The organism is Nonomuraea fuscirosea, assembly GCF_035917475.1.
Taxonomy (GTDB): domain Bacteria; phylum Actinomycetota; class Actinomycetes; order Streptosporangiales; family Streptosporangiaceae; genus Nonomuraea; species Nonomuraea fuscirosea.
Map to the genome: position 1 here is coordinate 4971233 of NZ_CP109074.1, position 19581 is coordinate 4990813.

23 protein-coding genes are annotated in these 19581 nt (G+C 72.8%); 11 read left to right on the forward strand and 12 right to left on the reverse strand.

What is annotated here, in order from left to right; translation table 11 throughout:
- The first annotated feature begins 6 nt into the window (after positions 1-6).
- Entirely contained in the window at positions 7-822 is an 816-nt protein-coding gene (locus tag OIE67_RS22830; RefSeq protein ID WP_326643535.1) for an SAM-dependent methyltransferase, read from the forward strand.
- Positions 823-861: 39 nt separating this feature from the next.
- On the opposite strand, the gene OIE67_RS22835 is transcribed toward OIE67_RS22830, so the two are convergent.
- Positions 862-1545, reverse strand: a complete 684-nt coding sequence (locus OIE67_RS22835) for an alpha/beta fold hydrolase (protein WP_326643537.1) — start codon at positions 1543-1545, stop codon at positions 862-864.
- A 127-nt stretch (positions 1546-1672) separates the two neighbouring features.
- On the opposite strand from OIE67_RS22835, the gene OIE67_RS22840 reads away from it, so the two are divergent.
- A complete protein-coding gene (locus tag OIE67_RS22840; RefSeq protein WP_106237885.1) occupies positions 1673-2644 on the forward strand; it encodes a helix-turn-helix transcriptional regulator in 972 nt (323 codons plus the stop codon).
- Positions 2645-2836: 192 nt separating this feature from the next.
- The gene (locus tag OIE67_RS22845) at positions 2837-3754 is read left to right on the forward strand and encodes an RNA polymerase sigma-70 factor (RefSeq protein WP_326643541.1); all 918 of its coding nucleotides are present in this window, start codon (positions 2837-2839) and stop codon (positions 3752-3754) included.
- Here OIE67_RS22845 and OIE67_RS22850 read toward each other — a convergent pair.
- Together OIE67_RS22850 and OIE67_RS22855 are read right to left on the reverse strand one after the other, a co-directional pair.
- Positions 3739-4983 carry a cytochrome P450 gene (locus tag OIE67_RS22850; RefSeq protein WP_326643542.1) on the reverse strand — a complete coding sequence of 415 codons (1245 nt, stop codon included), beginning with the start codon at positions 4981-4983 and terminating at the stop codon, positions 3739-3741. The genes OIE67_RS22845 and OIE67_RS22850 overlap by 16 nt on opposite strands.
- Positions 4984-5117: 134 nt before the next feature.
- Positions 5118-5606 (reverse strand): GNAT family N-acetyltransferase, encoded by a 489-nt coding sequence (locus OIE67_RS22855; RefSeq protein ID WP_326643544.1) that lies wholly within the window; start codon positions 5604-5606, stop codon positions 5118-5120.
- 162 nt (positions 5607-5768) lie between these two features.
- Here OIE67_RS22855 and OIE67_RS22860 point away from each other — a divergent pair, with 162 nt between their 5' ends.
- A complete protein-coding gene (locus OIE67_RS22860; RefSeq protein WP_326643546.1) occupies positions 5769-6623 on the forward strand; it encodes an alpha/beta fold hydrolase in 855 nt (284 codons plus the stop codon).
- Positions 6624-6631: 8 nt separating this feature from the next.
- On the opposite strand, the gene OIE67_RS22865 is transcribed toward OIE67_RS22860, so the two are convergent.
- Positions 6632-7228 (reverse strand): TetR/AcrR family transcriptional regulator, encoded by a 597-nt coding sequence (locus tag OIE67_RS22865; protein ID WP_106237875.1) that lies wholly within the window; start codon positions 7226-7228, stop codon positions 6632-6634.
- Between the two features lie 72 nt (positions 7229-7300).
- Here OIE67_RS22865 and OIE67_RS22870 point away from each other — a divergent pair, with 72 nt between their 5' ends.
- Entirely contained in the window at positions 7301-7798 is a 498-nt protein-coding gene (locus OIE67_RS22870) for an FBP domain-containing protein (protein WP_326643549.1), read from the forward strand.
- Between the two features lie 77 nt (positions 7799-7875).
- Here OIE67_RS22870 and OIE67_RS22875 read toward each other — a convergent pair whose 3' ends face one another.
- Complete coding sequence (locus tag OIE67_RS22875; protein ID WP_326643551.1) at positions 7876-8475, reverse strand: TetR/AcrR family transcriptional regulator; 600 nt, start codon at positions 8473-8475, stop codon at positions 7876-7878.
- A 124-nt stretch (positions 8476-8599) separates the two neighbouring features.
- Between OIE67_RS22875 and OIE67_RS22880 the strand changes: the two genes are divergently transcribed.
- The 3 genes from OIE67_RS22880 (at position 8600) to OIE67_RS22890 (ending at position 11745) form a co-directional block, all read left to right on the forward strand.
- Positions 8600-10066, forward strand: a complete 1467-nt coding sequence (locus OIE67_RS22880) for an MFS transporter (RefSeq protein ID WP_326643553.1) — start codon at positions 8600-8602, stop codon at positions 10064-10066.
- A 253-nt stretch (positions 10067-10319) separates the two neighbouring features.
- Positions 10320-11087 carry a hypothetical protein gene (locus tag OIE67_RS22885; RefSeq protein ID WP_326643555.1) on the forward strand — a complete coding sequence of 256 codons (768 nt, stop codon included), beginning with the start codon at positions 10320-10322 and terminating at the stop codon, positions 11085-11087.
- 241 nt (positions 11088-11328) lie between these two features.
- Positions 11329-11745, forward strand: a complete 417-nt coding sequence (locus OIE67_RS22890; protein WP_326643557.1) for a DUF6010 family protein — start codon at positions 11329-11331, stop codon at positions 11743-11745.
- Positions 11746-11758: 13 nt separating this feature from the next.
- Here OIE67_RS22890 and OIE67_RS22895 read toward each other — a convergent pair whose 3' ends face one another.
- Entirely contained in the window at positions 11759-12145 is a 387-nt protein-coding gene (locus OIE67_RS22895; RefSeq protein WP_326643559.1) for a tautomerase family protein, read from the reverse strand.
- Between the two features lies 1 nt (position 12146).
- Positions 12147-12713 carry a TetR/AcrR family transcriptional regulator gene (locus OIE67_RS22900; RefSeq protein WP_326643561.1) on the reverse strand — a complete coding sequence of 189 codons (567 nt, stop codon included), beginning with the start codon at positions 12711-12713 and terminating at the stop codon, positions 12147-12149.
- A gap of 158 nt (positions 12714-12871) precedes the next feature.
- Between OIE67_RS22900 and OIE67_RS22905 the strand changes: the two genes are divergently transcribed.
- The 3 genes from OIE67_RS22905 (at position 12872) to OIE67_RS22915 (ending at position 15013) form a co-directional block, all read left to right on the forward strand.
- Positions 12872-13069, forward strand: a complete 198-nt coding sequence (locus tag OIE67_RS22905; protein ID WP_326643563.1) for a hypothetical protein — start codon at positions 12872-12874, stop codon at positions 13067-13069.
- Positions 13070-13130: 61 nt separating this feature from the next.
- Positions 13131-13982, forward strand: a complete 852-nt coding sequence (locus tag OIE67_RS22910) for an SAM-dependent methyltransferase (protein ID WP_326643565.1) — start codon at positions 13131-13133, stop codon at positions 13980-13982.
- A gap of 176 nt (positions 13983-14158) precedes the next feature.
- Positions 14159-15013, forward strand: a complete 855-nt coding sequence (locus tag OIE67_RS22915; protein ID WP_326643567.1) for an aldo/keto reductase — start codon at positions 14159-14161, stop codon at positions 15011-15013.
- Positions 15014-15201: 188 nt separating this feature from the next.
- Here the strand turns inward: OIE67_RS22915 and OIE67_RS22920 are convergent, their stop codons facing one another.
- From OIE67_RS22920 to OIE67_RS22940, 5 genes are all read right to left on the reverse strand, one after another.
- Entirely contained in the window at positions 15202-16311 is a 1110-nt protein-coding gene (locus OIE67_RS22920) for a TolB-like translocation protein (RefSeq protein WP_326643569.1), read from the reverse strand.
- Positions 16308-16826: a SigE family RNA polymerase sigma factor gene (locus tag OIE67_RS22925; protein WP_326643571.1), complete on the reverse strand. Its 519-nt coding sequence runs from the start codon at positions 16824-16826 to the stop codon at positions 16308-16310. The genes OIE67_RS22920 and OIE67_RS22925 overlap by 4 nt, the downstream gene beginning before the upstream one ends.
- A gap of 77 nt (positions 16827-16903) precedes the next feature.
- The gene (locus OIE67_RS22930; protein WP_326643573.1) at positions 16904-17245 is read right to left on the reverse strand and encodes a DoxX family protein; all 342 of its coding nucleotides are present in this window, start codon (positions 17243-17245) and stop codon (positions 16904-16906) included.
- A 326-nt stretch (positions 17246-17571) separates the two neighbouring features.
- On the reverse strand, positions 17572-18405 hold the full coding sequence (locus OIE67_RS22935; RefSeq protein WP_326643575.1) for a hypothetical protein: 834 nt from the start codon (positions 18403-18405) through the stop codon (positions 17572-17574).
- A gap of 944 nt (positions 18406-19349) precedes the next feature.
- Positions 19350-19472, reverse strand: coding sequence for a hypothetical protein (locus OIE67_RS22940; RefSeq protein WP_281262587.1), 123 nt, complete (start codon positions 19470-19472; stop codon positions 19350-19352).
- Positions 19473-19581 lie beyond the last annotated feature (109 nt).

Consider the following 19581-nt stretch of genomic DNA (forward strand, 5'->3'; position numbering starts at 1 on the left):
GAAGGAATGACGGAGCAGGAGCGGGCACCTGCGGGCGTGGACGCGACCGTGCCGAGCGTGGCTCGGATGTACGACTATCTCCTGGGTGGCAAGGACAACTTCCGCGCCGACCGCGAGGCCGCCGCGCAGATCATCCAGCTCTCGCCCAACGCGAAGGAGGTCGCGCAGGCCAACCGGGCGTTCCTCGGCCGGGCCGTACGCGCGGTCGCGGAAGGCGGCATCCACCAGTTCCTCGACATCGGCACCGGGCTGCCGACCCAGGACAACGTGCACCAGGTCGCGGCCAGGTTCTCCCCCGGCTCGCGGGTGGTCTACGTCGACAACGACCCGATCGTGCTCGTGCACGCCCGCGCCCTGCTGGCGGAGACCGACGACGTCGTCGTGGTCGAGGGCGACATGCGCGAGCCCAAGGCCATCCTGGGCCACCCCGACGTCACCGGCCACCTGGACTTCCGGCAGCCCCTGACGGTGATCATGGTCGCGGTGCTGCACTTCATCCCCGACGACGACCAGGCCCAGTCCATCGTGCGCACCGTGCGCGAGTCCCTCCCGTCCGGCAGCCACCTGATCATCTCGCACGTGACCGCGGGCGAGCTGGGCAGCGACGTGGTCGGCGAGGGCAACGACGTCTACCGCAGGACCACCGCGGGCAACGTGACCCCGCGCACGCGCGAGCAGATCGCCGGCTTCTTCGAGGGGCTGGAGCTGATGGAGCCCGGCCTGGTGTCGACGACCGACTGGCGTCCCGAGGTAGCCCTCGACCCCTCGCTGGCCGGCCCGGGCGGCGCCGACATCCTCTGCGCCGTCGGCCGCGTCCCCTGACGTCCGCCAGGGAACAGACGGGCGGGCGAAGAGAACGCGTCAGGCCTTGGCGGCGGCGACCAGCAGGCCGGCCAGCTCGCTCGGACGGGTGAGCATGGGCCAGTGCCCGGAGTCGAGGTCCGCGTACTCGACCCGCTCGGCCTTGGCCAGCTCAGGCACGTCACCGGCGGCGACCCACCCGCGCGCCTCATCGGGGCTGAACTCGGGGCACACGACCAGCACGGGCACGCCGAACCGCCGCTCGTCCGTCAGCCGCACCACACCCTTCGCCACCCCCTCGGGCACCGGCACGGCCGCGCTCGCGAAGTCCCGCCTGGCCGCCTCGTCGAGATCGGCGGAGTCGGCGCCCTCGAACGGGCCCCAGCCGGGGAACGGCATGACACCGTCCTCCACCTCGAAGAAGTCGGCGTACGTCGCCCCGTCGCCGGACGGGAAACCCCCGATGAGCGCGACCTTGGCGACCCGTTCCGGGCGCGCGTCGGCGGCCAGCCAGGCCAGGGTGCAGGCGGCGGAGTGTCCCGCCACCATGACCTCGCCGCGCGCCGCGTCCACGGCCGCGAGCACCGCCGCCACCTGGTCGCCGAGCGTGGCCGAGCGGGAGCCGTCCCCCTGTCCCGGCAGGGCGACCGGCACGGCGCGGTGGCCGTGCGCCTCCAGGGCGGGGACGACGTCGTCCCAGGTGGAGGCGTCGAGCCAGAGGCCGCCGATCAGCAGAATGTCCATGATCCGTTCTTTCTCCTCGGTACGCCCCGGCGAGCGCAGGCCCGCGGGACCCGGTAGCCACGCCAGGCTAGGACCGGTTCCGGACGTTCTGCTTCCTGTTCTGGACGTGACCTCCTAACCTTCAGATGTGCCGACCGACCTCAGCCCGACCGCGCGGGCCCTGCGCACGATGGAGCTCCTCAGGAACCGCCCCGGCGTGACGGCCGGTGAGCTCGCCGAGCACCTGCACGTCACCGAACGGGCCGCGCGCCGTTACGTCGGGATCCTGCGCGAGGCGGGCATCCCGGTCGAGTCCACCCGCGGCCCCTACGGCGGGTACCGGCTCGGGCGCGGCACGCGGCTGCCTCCGGTCGCCTTCACCGAGCCGGAGGCGCTCGGCCTGGTCATGGCGGTGCTGGACGGGCAACCGGCCGCCACCGACGCGGGCGACGTCGTCGGCGCAGCGCTCGGCAAGGTCATCAGGGCGCTGCCGGAGAGCGTCGGACGGCAGGCGGCGGCGCTGCGCGAGCATGCCTCGGCGGCGCCCGACCGGTCCTCGGCCCGGCCGGATCCGGCCATCACCAGCGCGCTCGTGGCGGCCGGCGCGGACCGGCGGCGGGTGGTGGTCGCCTACCGGAGCGAGTCGGGCAGGGAGTGGGAGGCGGAGGTGGACCCGTGGGCGGTCGTCGTCCGCCACGGCCGCTGGTACCTGCTCTGCCATTCCCACCACGCGCGGGCCGTGCGCACGTACCGGGTCGACCGCGTGCGCGAGGTCCGGCGGACGACGCGGGCGTTCGAGCCTCCTGACGGCCTCGACCCCGTGGCGGCGCTGGAGGAGAACCTGGGCACCGGGTGGGAGTTCGCCACGCGGGTCGTGTTCGACGCGCCGCAGGAGGAGGTCGCGCCGTGGATCCGGCCGCCCATGGGACGGCTCGAACCTCGGGGCGGCGCGCCGGGCGAGGGGTGCGTGCTGGTCGGCAGCACGAGCAATCCGGCGATGTACGCGCAGGAGTGGCTGCCGACGATCCCCTTCCCGTTCCGCGTCGAGGGCGGGCCGGAGCTGCGTGCCGCGGTCGCGACGCTCGTCTCCCGCCTCACCGCCTCCCTCGAACCGCGCTGACCGGACCCCGGGCAGCCGGGTCCGAGGCAGGCGTGTCGGAGGCTGCCGAGCGCGACGCCTATGATGCGTTCGGTGTCGATCTCCCGCCGGACGCGGTGGAGAGCGCCGGACGGACGGACTCGCCGTCCGGCCCGGCCTCACCGCTCATCAGGGGACCGGCGGGGAAGATGGACGCCGGGGCGACAGGGGGCGATGGCGGTGGCGGACAACGGGCCGGGCGATCCGGAGAAGCTCGAACGGGCCGCGCAGGTGTTCGCGGAGGTGCGCGGGCGCCTGTTCGGGATCGCGTACCGGATGCTGGGCAGCGCCACCGAGGCCGAGGACCTGGTGCAGGAGGTCTGGATGCGCTGGCAGGCCTACGACCGCGCGACGGTGGACAATCCGGCCGCGTTCCTGGCCACGACGATCACCCGTCTCGCGATCAACGAGCTGCAGTCCGCGCGTGTGCGCCGCGAGACCTATGTCGGCCCGTGGCTGCCCGAGCCGGTCGACACCGGCGCCGACCCCTATCTGGGCGCGGAGCGCGGCGAGGCGCTGAGCCTGGCGGTGCTGCTGCTCCTGGAGCGGCTCTCGCCGACGGAACGGGCCGCGTACGTGCTGCGGGAGGCGTTCGACTACCCCTACCCGCAGATCGCCGAGATCGTGGGGCTCAGCGAGCCGGCGGTGCGCCAGCTCGTCAGCCGGGCCCGCAAACGCGTGCTCGTCGAGCGCCGCGCCCCCGTGACCCCGGGCGCGCAGCGCAAGCTGCTGACGGCCTTCGTCGCCGCCGCCCGCGCCGGCGACCTGGCCACGCTGGAGCAGCTCTTCGCCGCGGACGTGGTCAGCTACTCCGACGGCGGCGGCGCCGCGCGCGCCAGCCGCATTCCCGTGGTCGGCGCGACGCGGGTGGCGAAGTACATCAGGGCGTTCGCGCCGCGCTTCTGGACCGGGGTCGAGGTGACGTGGGGGACGGCGAACGGGCAGGCCTCGGCCCTGCTGAGCCGCGACGGCGAGGTGTTCACGGTCGTCACCGTGCACGCCTCCGAGCAGGGCATCGACCAGGTGCTGTGGATGATGAACCCGGCCAAGCTGACCGCCGCGACCGGCGGCCGCCGTCAGGAGAGCGAGTAGCGGATCGGCAGCCGTTTGAGCCCGCCCACGAACGTGGTCGCCGTCCACGCGGGCTCGCCGTCCGGCTCGACGCGGGCCAGGCGGGGCAGCAGAACGGCGAACAGCTCCTGGATCTCCATCCGGGCCAGCGCGGCGCCCAGGCAGTAGTGCACGCCCGAGCCGAACGCCAGGTGCCGGTTGGGGTCGCGCCCGGCGTCGAAGCGGAAGGGGTCCGGAAAGACCTCCTCGTCCCGGTTGGCCGACGGGTAGGCCAGCAGCACCGACTCCCCCTCGCGGATCGGCGTGCCGCGGATTTGGGTGTCGGCGGACGCCGTGCGCATGAACGACTTGACCGGGCTGACCCAGCGGATCATCTCCTCGGCGGCCGGGGCCAGCAGGCCGGGGTCCGCGCGCAGCCGGCGCAGCTCGGCCGGATGGCGGATGAGCGCGTCCAGGCCGCCGGCGATGGTGGAGCTGGTGGTGTCGTGGCCGGCGGTGGCGATGATGATGTAGTACGAGGCGGCGGTGTTGTCGTCCAGCCGGCGGCCGTCGACGCGGGCGTTGGCGATCTCGGAGGCCAGGTCGCCGGTGGGGGTGGCGCGGCGGCGGGCTGTCAGGTCGCGGAAGTAGGCGAACAGGTCCTCCAGCACCGAGGTGTGGTCGACGGGCGTGCCCGAGCCGCGCCCGGTGTCGGCGTCGTCCTGGCCGAACAGCTGCTGGGTCAGCCGCAGCATGCGGGGGAAGTCGGACTCGGGCAGGCCGAGCAGCGAGAGGATGACGTAGAGCGGGTAGTGGGCGGCGACGTCGCGGGCGAAGTCGCAGGCGCCGCCGTGCCCGGCCATGACGGCGACGTACCGCTCGGCCAGCTCCCGCACGCGCGCCCGCAGGTCGCGCATCGCCTTGGGGCGGAACCAGTCGGCCGCGACGGCGCGCAGCTCGCGGTGGCGCCGGCCGTCCAGGTGCACGAGGGTCGCCAGGGCGCCGCCCCGGGCGCGGCGGGCTTCGAGCGCGGCGTCGAGCGCGGCGGTGCGCAGGACGGGACGCGGGGCGTTGAGCCACAGGGCGTGGTCGCGTTCGATGTCGATGATGTCGGCGTGCCGGGTGACGGCCCAGAAGGGCGTGTAGCCGGGAGCCTCGACGTGGTGCACGGGAGCCTGCGTGCGCAGGAGCGTGAGCGCGGCGTGCAGGCGGGCCTCGTCGGCGTAGGTGGCGGGCGCGGCCAGCGAGCGGCCGGCCTCGGCCACGGACATCGTTGCTGGGGTGGCGGTCACGGGGAGGGCTATTCCCGCGCGGCCGCCGGTCCATGCGGGCGCCCGGCCGCGCCGCCGTCCGCCCGCACCGCCGCCCGCCCGTCCGGCAGGTCAGCGCGGTCGGCGGGCCCGGGTCAGAGCGGACGGTGCATGATGTGCAGGCCCACGTATCCCCGTTCCGGATGCCGGAAGCCCTCGGGCACCGTCCCGATGATCTCGAAGCCGAGCGACCGGTAGAGCGACACCGCGTGCGTGTTCGTCTCGACGACGCCGTTGAACTGCATGGCGCGAAAGCCCTCCGCCCGTGCCCAGTCCAGCGTGTACGCGCACAGCGCCCGCCCGACGCCGCGGCCGGTGCGGGCCGGATCGACCATGTAGCTGGCGCTCGCGACGTGGGCGCCGTTGCCCGCCTGGTTGTTGTTCATCTTGGCCGTGCCCAGGACCTCGCCGGCGTCGTCGACGGCGACGACCGTGCGGTTGGGCGGCGGCAGCATCCACCAGTCATGGCCCTGCTCCGCGCCCATGCCGACGGGATAGGTGAACGTCTCGCCGGCGGCGACGATCTTGCGGAAGAACGGCCACACGGCCGCCCAGTCCTCTTCGGTGGCCTCTCGGATCAGCATCCGGCCATCGTACGGGCGGCGAAGACTCGCCCAGGACGGGCGACCTGCTGGGTTTCCGGCACAGTACGGCCGGATTCTCTGGGCTTCCGGCACATTGCCGCGTCTCGCCCGCTCTTCGTAGCCTCTGAGCATCCCCCCGCGACACCCCCGGGAGCGCCGCACATGCCCTTCACCAGCGACGTCGAGATCTACTACGAGACGGCCGGAGACCCGTCCGGCGAGCCGCTGGTGCTGATCGAGGGCTTCGGCGGGCAGCTCATCGGCTGGCACGAGGAGTTCTGCGCGCTCCTCTCCGACGCGGGTTTCCACCTCATCCGGCTGGACAACCGCGACGTCGGGCTGTCGCAGAAGTTCGGCGGCCCCGAGGACGTCGACGGCGGCTACGGGCTGTCGGACATGGCGGACGACGTGGTCAGGGTGCTCGACGCGCTGGGCCTGGAGAGCGCCCACGTGGCGGGCCGGTCGATGGGCGGGATGATCGCGCAGACGCTGGCGATCGAGCATCCGCGGCGGGTCCGCGGCCTCGCGCTGTTCTACTCGATCCCCGGGCGGTCGCCGCGGTACGTGCTGCACGGCGAGCACCCCGAGCGCCTGACGGTGCAGCCGCGCTACGGCCGCGACGAGGTGATCGCGTACGCGGCGGCCGCCCACCGGGAGGCACGTCCCGACCATCCGGAGTCGGAGGTGGCGTGGGCCCGCGACCGTGCCGCGGAGGCGTACGACCGTTGTTACGCCCCCGACGGCATGGCCCGCCAGTGGGCGGCGCTCATGCGCGCCCCCGAGCGGCTGGAACGGCTGCGCGCGGTCGAGGCGCCGACGGTGCTGGTGCACGGACGCGACGACCCGCTGCTGCACTGGCACGCCTCCGCGGACATGGCCGAGGCGATCCCCGGCTCCGAGCTGCACGTCTATCCGGGCATGGGTCACTGGCTGGAGCGTCACCTGTGGCCCGACTACGTCGCCGCGATCACGCGTACGGCGAGCCGCTACGAGAGCGCGCTCACGGCCGCCGGCTAGGCCGCCGGTCAGGACGCCGCCGGTCTGGACGCTGTGCCGGGCCAGTTCGACAGGGCGGCGTGCAGGACGTCGAGGATCGCGGACCACGAGCTGTCCGTGTCGCGTATCCCGCTCGAATGGCTGAAGGACTGGGACGCCTCCAGGCTCACGAACCCGTGGAAGGTGCTGCCGAGCAGCCGGATCGCGTCGATCTGGTCTGATTCGGGCACCCGGTAGCCGCGCAGGATGGCCCGCGTCATCTCGGCGTGGCGGACGCCCGCGCTGGCCGCCGCGGTCTCCGGGTCGAGCGGGAAACGGGTGGCGGCGTAGCGTCCCGGATGCCGCATGGCGTAGTCGCGGTAGGCGTCGGCGAAGGCCACCAGCGCGTCCTTGCCCGAACGCCCGGCCAGCGCGTCGCTCACCTCGTCGGCCAGCTCCGCCAGGGCGAACAGCGCCACCTTGACCCGCAGGTCGCGCATGTTCCTGATGTGGGAGTAGAGGCTGCCCTCCTTGACCCCGAAACTGCGCGCCAGCGCCGTGATCGTCACGTTGTCGAAGCCGAGCTCGTCGGCCAGATCCGCCGCCACCTCGGTGAGGCGGTCGACGGTCACCCCCGCGCGTGGCATGCGTGTCCCCCCAGAAACCTAAAGAGTTTATCCATTTGCATAATAGTTCCAGCTTGTCTAGCGTCGCCACTCATGAGAGCCATCACCGAACGTGACATCCGTGCGTCCTTCGTCAACTGTTCCAAGGGTGAGGCCAAGCGGCTCGGCCTGCCCAAGGATCTCGACGACCAGCCATGGGACGACCTCGACTTCCTGGGCTGGCGCGATCCCGGCGCGCCCGAGCGCACCTACCTGGTGGCCGAACGTGACGAGCGCCTGACCGGGATCGCGTTGCGGGTGACGTCCGGCGGCGGGCGCGGCTTCACCTCGCGCAGCATGTGCTCGCTCTGCCTGACCACGCGGACCGGCGGCGGCGTGGTGCTGATGTCGGCGCGGCGCACGGGTGAGGCGGGGCGGCTGGGCAACACCGTCGGGCAGTACCTCTGCAACGACCTGGACTGCTCGTTGTACCTGCGGGGCAGGAAGGAGTCGATGTCCGGGGGCGACCTGGAGGAGACGCTGCCCCTGGAGGGCAAGATCGCCCGTCTGCACGCCAACCTGGACGCCTTCCTCACCAAGATCACCGCCTGAGACCGGCAGGCGGCGCGGTACGGCCGTCACACAGCGGGCGCCGTCACACAGCGGGCGCCGTCACACAGCGGGCGCCGTCACAGCAGGCGGCGCTGGAGGACGTCGGCGAGGGCCGTGGACACGAGCCGGTCCACCTCGGCGGCGTCCGGCGGGGCGCCCTGCCACCCGGCGAACAGCAGGTGCCCGGACCCGATCAGCATGAGCGCCAGCGTGTCGACGTCGGCGTCGGCGGCGATGCGGCCCATGGCGCGCTCCTCGGCCAGATAGACGGCGATCATGCCGGCCGCCTCGGTGAGGATCGGGACTCCGGCGGGCGCGGTGACACGGAGCAGCGCACGCAGGTCGTCGCGGAAGACGAGCAGGCCGACGACGGCCACCGCGACCGCGTCGAACAATTCGATGAGCGCGCCCGCGAGGTTGCCGGCCACGGTGCCGGTGCCCGCGGCGGCGCGCAGGACGCCCGCCTGCCGCTCGACCCCGGCGACGCGCTCGCGGACCAGCTCGGCCAGGAACTCGTCGAAGTCGGCGAAGTGCCGGTGCAGAACCCCCTTGGCGCAGCCCGCCTCGGTGGTGACGGCGCGGCTGGTCAGGGCGCGGGGCCCGTCGCGGAGCAGGACCCGTTCGGCGGCGTCGAACAGCTGCCGGCGCGCGTCGCGCATGGCCACTCCTGTCGGCATGACACGCCTTCCTTCCTCGCGGTGAGCCACGGCAACTTTATCGGCCCGTACCGTCCCATCCTATCGGAGTGATCACTCACTCCAGACTTGACGGAGTGAGTGCTCACTCCGTACTGTCCTCGATATGACGAACCCGCCGCGCCTGCCACCGCCCGCCGCTCCGACGCCGTACGAGCTGCTCCCCGCCCGCAACCGCCGGCTGATCACCGCGGCCACCCTCACCTGCGTCTTCCTGAGCATGCTGGACGGCACCGTGACCGGCACGGCGATGCCCAGGATCGTCGCCCAGCTCGGCGGCGCCGAGACCTGGTACGTCTGGGTGGTCACCGCCTACCTGCTGACCTCCACCGTCACCGTCCCGCTCTACGGCCGCTTCTCCGACCTGCGCGGGCGGCGCGGCCCGCTGCTCACCGGCCTGGGGATCTTCCTGGCCGGGTCGCTCGCCTGCGGCCTCGCCTCCTCCATCACCCTGCTCATCGCCGCCCGCGCCGTGCAGGGCCTGGGCGCGGGCGCGCTGCTCACGGTCGGCATGGCGGTCGTACGCGACCTGTATCCGCCCAGCCGCATGGGAGGCATGGTCCGCATGCAGAGCGTCATGGCGGTCATGCTCGTCGCCGGCATGGTGGGCGGCCCGCTGGCCGGCGGGGTGCTGGCCGACTACGCGAGCTGGCGGTGGGCGTTCCTGCTCAACCTGCCCGCGGGCGCGGTCGCCGCGGCGCTGCTGGCCGCCCTGCTCCCCCGCACCCGCCCGGCAGCCTCCGTCTCCGGACGGCTGGACGTGGCCGGCATCGCCCTGCTCACCGGCGGGTTGTCCCTCGTGCTGCTCGGGCTGACCCTCAAGGGGCACGGCGAGCGGAGCTGGAGCGACCTCACCGTGGGCGCTCCCCTGCTGCTGGGCGCGGTGCTGCTGGCCGGGCTGGCCGTGGCCGAGCGGCGGGCCGAGGTGCCGATCGTGCCGCTGCGCCTGTTCGGCCGCCGCGCCTACGCCGCGATCATCGCGGCCGGCTTCTTCTTCCAGGCGGCGAGCCTGCCCGCGGGCGTCTTCCTGGTCCTGTACCTGCAGCAGGTGCGCGGCTACTCCGCGACCGCCTCCGGGCTGCTCCTGCTGCCGATGCTGGGCGGGATGGTGCTGTCCAACCGGCTGACCGCCTCCTTCATCCTGCGCACCGCGCGGCCCAGGCCCGCGCTGCTGCTGGGCGCGGCGCTGCTGACCGCGGGCAGCCTGCCCTTCCTCACCCTGAACGCCGGCACCCCCGCCTTACTGATCGCCTGCTGCCTGGCGCTCGTCGGCCTGGGCACCGGTCCGGCCATGGGCGGGGCCTCGATCGTGGCCCAGAACAGCGTCCCCCGTACGGACATCGGCGCCGCCACCGCCGGGTCCATGCTCACCAAGCAGATCGGCGGCGCGGTGAGCCTCGCCTGCGGCCAGTCCCTGCTCGGCCACCATCTCACCGCCGGCGGCGCGGACGCGGTCCAGGTCACCGCGGGTGTGGCCACGGTCCTGAGCTGGGTCGGCGGCCTGGGCGGGCTGCTGGCGCTGGCCTCGATCGTGCTGATGCCGGATCTCCGGATCGGCGGGCGTACCGACTAATCGGACTACTACCGAGAAAACGGCGGGAACCTACTGAGTCCGGCCGTACGTCCAACCAGAGCTAGCGTTCGCGTCCGGCATCCGTACCCGGTGGGGTGGTGCCGGCGCCGTAGTCCGGCCTGTTCGCCTTCGACAATGACGCGAGTTCAGCCCCTCCCTCCACGTCACGGCGGACCGCCGCGGCGGCGTCGCCATGCGCCGGTTCGCCCCGGGTGGAGGGCACAGATGACTCCGATCCCCATGGAGGACGCGTATGAGGTTCGACCGACCGCGCCCGAGACGGCGCGTCTCCCGGCAGTTGCTCAAGGTCGCCGCCGTCGCGGTCGTCACGGCGGGCGGGCTCGGTGTGACCATGACGGCCTCGGCGGCCACCCTGACGCCGCCGGCCCCGACCCCGACGATCACCGAGACCCCCACGGAAACCCCGACCGAGACGCCGACGGACACCCCTGTCCCGACGGAGACCCCGGCGCCGGCGCCCACCGCGACCGAGGTGCCGTCGGTCAACCCCTGGAGCTTCCTGGGCGCGATACACGGCGAGTTCGTCGTCCCGACGAAGGACGGGTGCGGCACGATCACGGTGCTCGCCCAGACCGGGCAGGTGTCCGCCCTCGCGACGGACTCCATCACGGTACGCAGCCAGGACGGGTTCGAGCAGACGTACGCGATCGACGAGTCCACCCGCCGGCCGGTGCGCCTCCGTGACCAGGAGACCCAGATCGAGCAGGGCGGCTGGGTGTCGGTGACGGCCACCACGGACGGCACGACGGCCAGGGCGCTGAACGTCCTCGACCTGTCGCGGCCCGTGCGGCTGCACCCGTGGAACAAGCGCGAGTGGAACGACCGCGAGTGGAAGCGGGCCAAGCAGTGGTGGAGGGGCGTCGTGCCGACGTGGCAGACTCCGGCCCCGTGCCCCACGCCGACCGCCACACCGATCCCGTCGGACACCGCGACACCGCCTCCGACCGACCCGCCTACCGAAACCCCCACCGAGACGCCGACCGAGACGCCGGGTTCCTGAGCCGCCCAAGGAGCGGGCCGACAGATGACCCGGCGAGCCCTCTCCCGTGTCGCCGGCGGGCCGTTCCTTGAGCTGATCGGCGCCGGTCGCGAGCAGTCACCCTCACCCACGCGCGCCGGCCGCGGGCACTGGCGGTATCCCGTGGGAAGTTGTCGATCGAGCCACTGGGGCGATGGTGCCGGGCGGCCTAGCGTTGCCTGCGCACCTGCCGCGACCACCCAGAAACGGATGATCACGCCCCATGTCCATCGTCATGCCGATCCTCATCGGCGTCGTCGCCGTCACCCTGATCTCCCTGGTCCCCGAGCGGCACCGGCGCCCGCTCAACGCCGTCGTCGTGGCCGGGGCGGGCGCCGCCTACCTGAGCGGGGGCGGGCTCGGCCCGTGGGAGTTCGTGCTGCCGGTCGTGATGAGCTACGTCGCCTACCGGGGGCTGGAGAGCTGGGCCTGGATCGGCGTCGGCTGGCTGCTGCACACGGCGTGGGACGTGATCCACCACCTGAACGGCAGCCCGCTGCTGCCCTTCGCCGCGGTGTCGTCGTTCGGCTGCGCCATCTGTGATCCGGTGATCGCGCTGTGGTGCTTCGCGGGCGGGCCGTCCGTCATCGGCCTGGTCAGGGCCCGGTTCCGCCGCGACGCCGCGCCCGTGCCGGATTGAGCGGCGAGGCCCGTCAGTCCGTGGCGTACTGCGCGATCCCGTCCCCGAACGACCAGTCGATCGGCTCGTTCTCGGTCAGGGTGACGAACACGTTGCGCGGCTCGGTCGCCGCGTACTCGCGGGCGAGTTCGGCGATGCGCCGGTAGAGGGCCTTCTTCTGCTCGGGGGTGCGCCCTGAGCGGAGCGTGATCGCCACGTACACGAGGTCGTCGTCGCGCCTGATGCCGGGGAAGCCGTCGTAGCGCAGGGTGCCGCTCGTGCCGTCGTGGCTGGTCAGGACCTGGAAGCGGTCGTCGTACGGGATGCCGATGGTCTCGGCCAGGGCGTCGTGCACGGCGCGGCCGAGCGCGGCGAGCCGGTCGGGGCCGGCCCTGAGCGCGTCGATGCGGACGAAGGGCATGTCAGTCCTCTCCTTGACGGGTGAGCAGGGCGAGGGCGCCCTCGACGGCCTGGGCGTAGCCGGCGGCCGAGCCGGTGGCGCGGGCCAGCACGTAGCCGCCCTGCACCACCGCGACCAGCGCCGCGGCCGTGGCTTCCGGGTCGAGGCCCGCGGCGAGGTCGCCGTCGTCGCGGGCGCGGGTCAGCAGGGCCGTCAGCCGGTCGGTGAGCCAGGCGAAGGTCCGCTCGATCGGCTCACGCAGCTCGGGGTCCTTCATCACGTCGGGGTCCTGGGTGAGACGGCCGACCGGGCAGCCCTTGAGCGCGTCGCGTTCGCGGCGCAGGTAGGCGGCGACCTGCTCCAGGGCGGTGCCGGGGCCGGTGAACGCGGCCTGCGCCCTGTCCCTCAGCTCCGTGGCGCTGCGCTCGATCGCGGCGCGCGCCAGGTCCGGCTTGCCGCGGAAGTGGTGGTACATGCTGCCCTGACCGGCGCCGGCCCGCGCCTGGATCGCCTTCGGGCTCGTGCCCACGTAGCCGCGCTCCCACAGCAGCTCACGGGTGCTCTGGATGAGCCGTTCCCTCGTGTCCATGCCGTACATACTAGTAGGTACAGAACCGTTCGCCACCATCCTCTGAGGGAAGATCACGCGTTGGCGCCGCTGTTCCTGCTCACGGGCGCGCCGGGCGCGGGCAAGACCACCCTGCTGCCGCGCCGGGAGCGCGGTAAGCGGAGCCGGCCCGCTGGGCGTTGCTGGACTGCCCGGACGACGAGCGGGTACGCAGGCTGCGGGCGCGGGGCGGTCCGGCCGAGTGGATCGGCGGGGCGCTGGCGGACGCCGCCGAGGGGCGCGAGCTGATCCCCCACGTCTTCGGCACGGGCGGTGGCGAGTCGGCCGCGGGGGTGGCGGCGCGGGTTCTCGGCTGGGTGCGCGAAGAAGCCGGGTGACGAAGATCACAACGGGCCCAGTTATCTCGTATGATCCGATCAGGGCGAGGAAGGCGGGGACATGGCCGGAGATCGGGAGCAGGACGCGCAGGGCTTACCGGACGAGCGGGCTCCCCAAGGGGTCGATCCGACGGTTCCCAGCGTCGCGCGCATGTACGACTACTACCTGGGCGGCAAGGACAACTTCCACGCCGACCGGGTGGCGGCGGAGCAGATCGTCGCCATAGCCCGCGAGAGCGGCGCCGACGTGCGGGAGATGGCCCTGGCCAACCGCGGCTTCCTCGTCCGCGCCGTCCGCCACATCGCCCGCTCGGGCGTGCGGCAGTTCCTCGACATCGGCACGGGCCTGCCCACGCAGGACAACGTGCACCAGGTGGTGCAGCGGGAGGCGCCCGGCTCGAAGGTGGTCTACGTCGACAACGACCCGATCGTGCTCGTGCACGCCCAGGCCCTGCTCGCCGACAACCCGCACACCGCCGTGGTAGAGGGCGACCTGCACCGGCCCGACGCCATCCTGAAGGCCGCCGCCGCCCACCTCGACCTCTCCCAGCCGGTCGCGATCATCGTGGCGGCCGTCTTCCACTTCTTCCCCGACGACGACGAGGTGGCCGCGATCGTCGCCACCCTGCGCGAGGCCCTGGTGCCCGGCGGCCATCTGGTGATCTCCCACAGCTACGTCGAGCCCGAGGAGGGGCGGGCCGACAAGATGGACGAGGCCAGGGGCGTCTACCGGCGCTCGGGCGCGGGGACGATCGCCTGGCGCGACCGGGAGACCATGCGCGGTTACTTCGCGGGGCTGGAGCTGCTGGAGCCGGGGGTCGTACCGGTCCAGGAGTGGCGCGACGACGACCCGTACCCGGCGCCGGGGCTGGCGAAGGGCGGCGTCCTGGCGGGAGTCGGCCGCCGCCCCTGACCCGCGCGACCCGGCACGGGCGAGCCGTCCCCCGGACGGCACGCCGCCGCCGGCGCCGGCCCTGAGCGATACGGTGCGGGCGAGTCGCCTCTTCGGCGACACGCGGTCGCTTTCGGCGGCGGCCTGTTTGACCTGGAGCGCGCTCCAGGCGACAGGGTGTTCTCATGCAGAACGCCATGAGAACGCGTGCCATCGGAAACCGCCAGGTCGGGGCCATCGGGCTCGGGGCCATGCCCATGTCGGTGGCCGGCCACATGCCGGACGAGGAGCAGTCGATCCGGACGATCCTCGCCGCCCTGGACGCCGGCATCACCTTGATCGACACGGCCGACGCCTACACGCCCTCGCACGAGGACGTCGGCCACAACGAGCGCCTGGTGTCCAGGGCGCTGGCGCGCTGGGGCGGTGACACGGGCTCCGTGCTCGTCGCCACCAAGGGCGGCCACACCCGTACGCCGGACGGCTGGGACGTGGACGGGCGCCCGTCGTACCTGCGGGAGGCCTGCGACCGGTCGCTGAAGGCCCTCGGCGTGGACAGCATCGGGCTCTACCAGCACCACCGGCCCGATCCGAAGGTGCCGTACGAGGAGACCATCGGCGCGCTGAAGGACCTGCACGACGCCGGCAAGATCCAGATGGCCGGCATCTCGAACGCCGATCCGGCGCAGATCAGGCTCGCCCACGACATCCTCGGTGAGCGCCTGGTGAGCGTCCAGAACGAGTACTCGCCGCGGTTCCGTTCCAGCGAGCCCGAGATCGACGTGTGCGAGGAGCTCGGCCTGGCCTTCCTGCCGTGGTCGCCGCTCGGCGGCATCGGCCGCACCGGCGAGTTGCGCGAGCGCAACGCCGCCTTCACCGAGATCGCGCAGGCGCACGGCGTCTCGCCGCAGCAGGTCTGCCTGGCCTGGGAGCTGGCCCGCAGCCCGGTCGTCATCCCGATCCCGGGCGCCAGCCGGCCGGAGTCCATCGTCGACTCCGCCCGCGCCGCCGCTCTGGAGCTGAGCGCGGAGGAACTCGCCCGCCTGAGCTAGCCACATCACCGACACCCATCGACGGCTGGGCCGGTGCCGGCCCAGCCCGGCACCGGTCCGGCCCCGGTCCGGCATCGGCCCGTGTCGGCCCGTGTCGGTCAGGCGCCGGGCGTGACCGGCACGGGCCTGGGCTGCGGTGGCCGAGCCCGGTGGGCGCCACGTTCCTGTTACTTGCTACTTGTCACTTCTCACTTGCCCGATGCCGCGCCTGGGAGAGCCAGATCCCTGACCTCGGTGCCGAGGTCGGTCAGCAGTTTGGCCTCGCCGGTGGTGACGTTCACCTCGTAGAGGCGCCGGTCCGACCCGGTGCTGGTCGCCACCGTGACGTGCTTCGAGCTCCGCCACACGGACATCTCGTCGATGGTCGTATTCGCCGGCACCCCGGTCACCCGAACCTTCCGTACGATCCGCCCGGTCTGGGCGTCGAGCACGCCGAACGTGGTGCGTGCCCCCTTCCTGTGGTCCGCGTGGTCGATCGCGACCACCGTGCGGCCGTCCGGATGCGGCTCGCTGAAGCCGATCCACGCCCCCGTGAAGCGGACCGGCTTCCCGCCGCCTTCGACGGGCATGCGCCACAGGTCGGTCTTGACGTACCGGACCAGTTCGATCACTCCCCCCTTGATGGTGATCGGCTCGTACCGGCTGTTCAGCCGCTTCGCCTTGCCGGTGCGCAGATCGATCAGCGTCGTGGGGCGCTTCTTGCCGACCAGCGGGTCGAAGGCCAGGTAGCGGCCGTCGTCGGAGAGCACGAGGATGGCGCCGGCCTGGATCTCCTCCTGCCGGACCTTGATCGGCGAGGTCGCCTCACGCCCGGTCATGAGATCGCGCACCACGTAGGCCGCCGCCTCTTCGCTGTAGTAGGCGAGCTTGCGGCCGTCCCGGCTGAGCGCGAGGGGGACGTGTACCCGCTCCGCGGTGAAGGCGAGCGCCTGTGGCACCCGGTACGTCCTGCCGCCGGCGGTGACCACCCGCCACTCCGCGGAGTCGCAGTCCACCTCGCGGGTGGTCCGGTCGACGGCGCACTCCGTCCGGTAGGCGTGGCTGAGCGCCCTGACCTTGCCCCCGGGCAGTTCGGGCACCATCACGGCGTTCTGCGGCGTGGCGCCGCCGGCCAGCCGGTGCCACGGCACCACCAGGGCCGCGCTCGTCGCCCCCGCCACCGCGAGCGCCACCACGGACGTCATGGCCAGAGCCGTCCGCATCCTCCTGCGACGGTGCCCGGCGATCGCCAGGTCCGCCAGGTTCACCATGGGGGCGTCGGCGGCGATGTCGCCCAGCGCCTCACGCAGCCTCGTCACCGGGCCACCTCCTCGATCTCGTGCTCGGACAGCAGGTGCGCCAGCTCCGGGGCGATCGTCCGGAGCCGGGCCAGCGCGTGATGGGTCTGGCTCTTGACGTTGCCGACGGAGCAGCCGAGCACGTCGGCCGCCTGCGCCTCGGTCAGGTCCTCCCAGAAGCGCAGCACGATCACGGCGCGCTGCTTGGGGGCCAGCCGGGCCAGCGCCTCGCGCAGCACGATCCGGTCCAGCGTCCTGTCGTCGCTCGAGACGCCGTGCTCCGGCACCGAGGCGCTGGGCAACTCGACGCGGGGGCGGCGCCGCCACGAGATGTACTGGTTCACCAGCGCCTTACGCGTGTACGCGACCGGGTCGCCGCCCTTGGACAGCTTGCCCCACCGCCCGAGCACCTTGACCAGCACGCTCTGCAGCAGGTCCTCGGCGAGGTGCGCGTCTCCCGTGAGCAGGTACGCCGTCCGCATCAGCGCTTGCTGGCGGACGAGCACGAACTCACGGAAGCCGTCATGATCGTTCAATTCGACTCCTCTCGCCCGTTCTCTACGCCGGGACGGGGCGAAAGGTTGTAGTTGATCGTCCAGTTCTCCGTACGGCTTCAGGCGATCGGGCCCATCACCAGCACGGCCACCACCGGCGCGAGATACAGCAGCGGGAACGGGACGTGGGCGTACGAGCGCGCCCTGAGCACGGTGATCACGGCTCCGGTGAAGTACAGCACCAGCCCGATCCCGGCCGCGACCCCGATGACGGGCACGACCAGACCGACCACCAGCCCGGCCGCCCCCGCGGCCTTGGCGGCCCCCAGCCACGGCCACCACCTACGGGCGACGCCGTACTCGGCCAGCGGCCCCACGACCCACTGGGCACGCCTGAAGACGGACAGGGCCGAGAACCCGACCCAGAGGGCGGTCAGGACGGTGACGACGACAGTGAGCATCAGACGCTCCTTCCGGGGCGCCCGCCGACGCGGTGACGTGCCCCGGAACGGCGGGTCCGAATGATTCCACCGCCTTGACCCGAGCCGCCCCACAAGTGTGACACCCACCCGCACAAACACTCCCGACCCAGGTAACCGGGGAGCTCCGCAAGCCGGTCCGGAAAGCCCGGAGACCCAGGAGTCCGGGACCCGGGGTTGGAGGATCCGGGGTTCGAGGACCTGGGGTTGGAGGATCCGGGGTCCAGGAGTCCGGGGTCCAGGAGTCCGGGGATGCGGGGGTTGAGGGTTCGGGGTGAGGTGGCGGGGGTATCGGTGCCCCCGCCTTGTCAGGTTGTACGGTCGCGTAGGTACTCGGTCACCGTGGTGGCGCGGAGCATGTGAGGGTCGAGCAGTTCGGCGCGGCGCCGGGGGATGCCGCCGGCGAGGGCGGCGTCGGTGAGCGCGTTCCTGAGCCAGCGCACGTCCACGGGCCGGCCGTCGGCGCGCGTGAGCAGCGGCTCCCCCGCCTTCCGCTCCGACGACAGGTCGCACAGCAGGGGGCGGGCCGGTGTCGGGATCGGGAAGGCGACGAGGTCGCCCCGTGCGTCGTGCATGGTGACGATGGCGGGCTCGCCCGAGGCGACCGCCCGCAGGTCCTGCAGGGTCAGCCCGGCCAGGGCGGCGGCGGTCGCACCGGTGGCGTCCAGCAGCGCGACGGCGACGGCCTCGGCGGTACGGCCGCCGGCGGCCAGGCGGGCGGCGCCCTCACGCAGCCTTCGCCGGTCGTCCTTGCTCAGCAGGCGGGGGTCGCGGGTCGCGTCCGTTCGCGGGGGCCATTCGTGCCGCGCCGCGCCGGTTCGCCAGGCGAAGGTGTAGAACGACGACAGCACCGCCCGTTTCCTGGCCACGGTCGCCCGGGCGAGGGGCCTGCCGGGGTGGCGCACGCCGACGGTGAGGCCGCCGGCGAGCGCGGCCTCGCAGTAGGCGTCCAGGTGGGTCGTGGTGACGTCCGCCGCTTCGACGTCCGGCTCGGCGGCACCCAGCCAGCGCAGGAACGAGGCCAGCACCTGCAGTCGCGTCTGCCGCGCGGCCAGGGAGACGTTCTCGCTCAGCCAGGCGATCGCGGTGCGGCGGGTCTCCGGGGGCAGCCCGTCCACCAGGTCGACATCGGCGCCGGGCACCTGACCTCCGTCGCCGGGTTCGCGCCGGGGTCGCAGTCCTTCGACGTCCGCTAATCCGGCGCCACGCGGCTGACCGCCCGTTTCCGGCCACCCCATCCCGAGCCCCGCCCCGGCCCCACCACGACCGGACGCACCCAGTCCAGCCGCACCGACGAGCCCTGGCATGCCTGGTCCGGAGGCGCCGATTCCAGGCGCACCAGTTCCAGGCACAGCAAGGTTGGACGTACCGCTCTCAGACCCACCAAGTCCGGACGTACCGGCTCTAGATGCATCGAGCCCTGCCGCACCGAGCCCAGCGGCACCGGGGCCGGATACGCCGAGGCCGGCCGCGTTGAGTCTGGACGCGGTCACGCCGAGCCCGGAAGCGGTCACCTCCAGCCCCGGCGCGGTCACCCCACGCTCCGGCCCGACCTCGCTGGGGTCGGTCCCGTAACCGCCCAATTCGGGCCTGTACCCACTTGAATCGGGCCGGCGGCTTCCGAACTCGGGCCCCTGCCCGCTGAACTCGGGCTTGCGGCCTCCGGAGCCGGGCTCGTCTGCACCGGTTTGTTCCGCTTCGTGGCCCGCGATCTCGTCACCGGTCATCGTCCGCCCTGCCGCCTTCCACCCGGCCACCGCCGGTCCGGCCGACCCAAGCCCGGCCTCCTCCGGCCCAGCCACTTGCCCTTCTTGGCCTGGACCGGTCACATGCGCTGCGTGCCCAAGGCCGGCCGCTCGCCCAGCCTGGCCATGCTTGGCCGACTGCCCTGTTTGCCCAAGTTCAGCCGCTTGCCCGGCCGAACCGAGGCCGGTCATCTGCCCTGCCTCGGCGAGTTGTCCGGCCGGATCGAAGCCGGTCGGCTGCGCTGGGGTCGGCTTTGACTGCTCGCTTGGCCCGCCTGCCATGGTGAGCGCTTCCTCCGGCGTGGTGCCGGGAGTGGAGGCGTCATGGGTTCGGGGCATGCTCAGCACTCGACCGTACCCGCCCTCACCAGCCTGACCGGCCGCGTCATGGACGGCGCGGAGGGGTCGGTGTCCATCGGGCGGCTGCGGGAGTCGCGGCAGCCTGAGCCAGGCAGTTCAGTCATGAGCTTGATCTTCTCACGGAGCGGCCCTTCCCAGCCTCCTCGACCGATTGTTGTAAGCCCTCACCCATGCCTTGGTCAGTACTGACGGGTGTAAGCGCCGGTCAGTCCG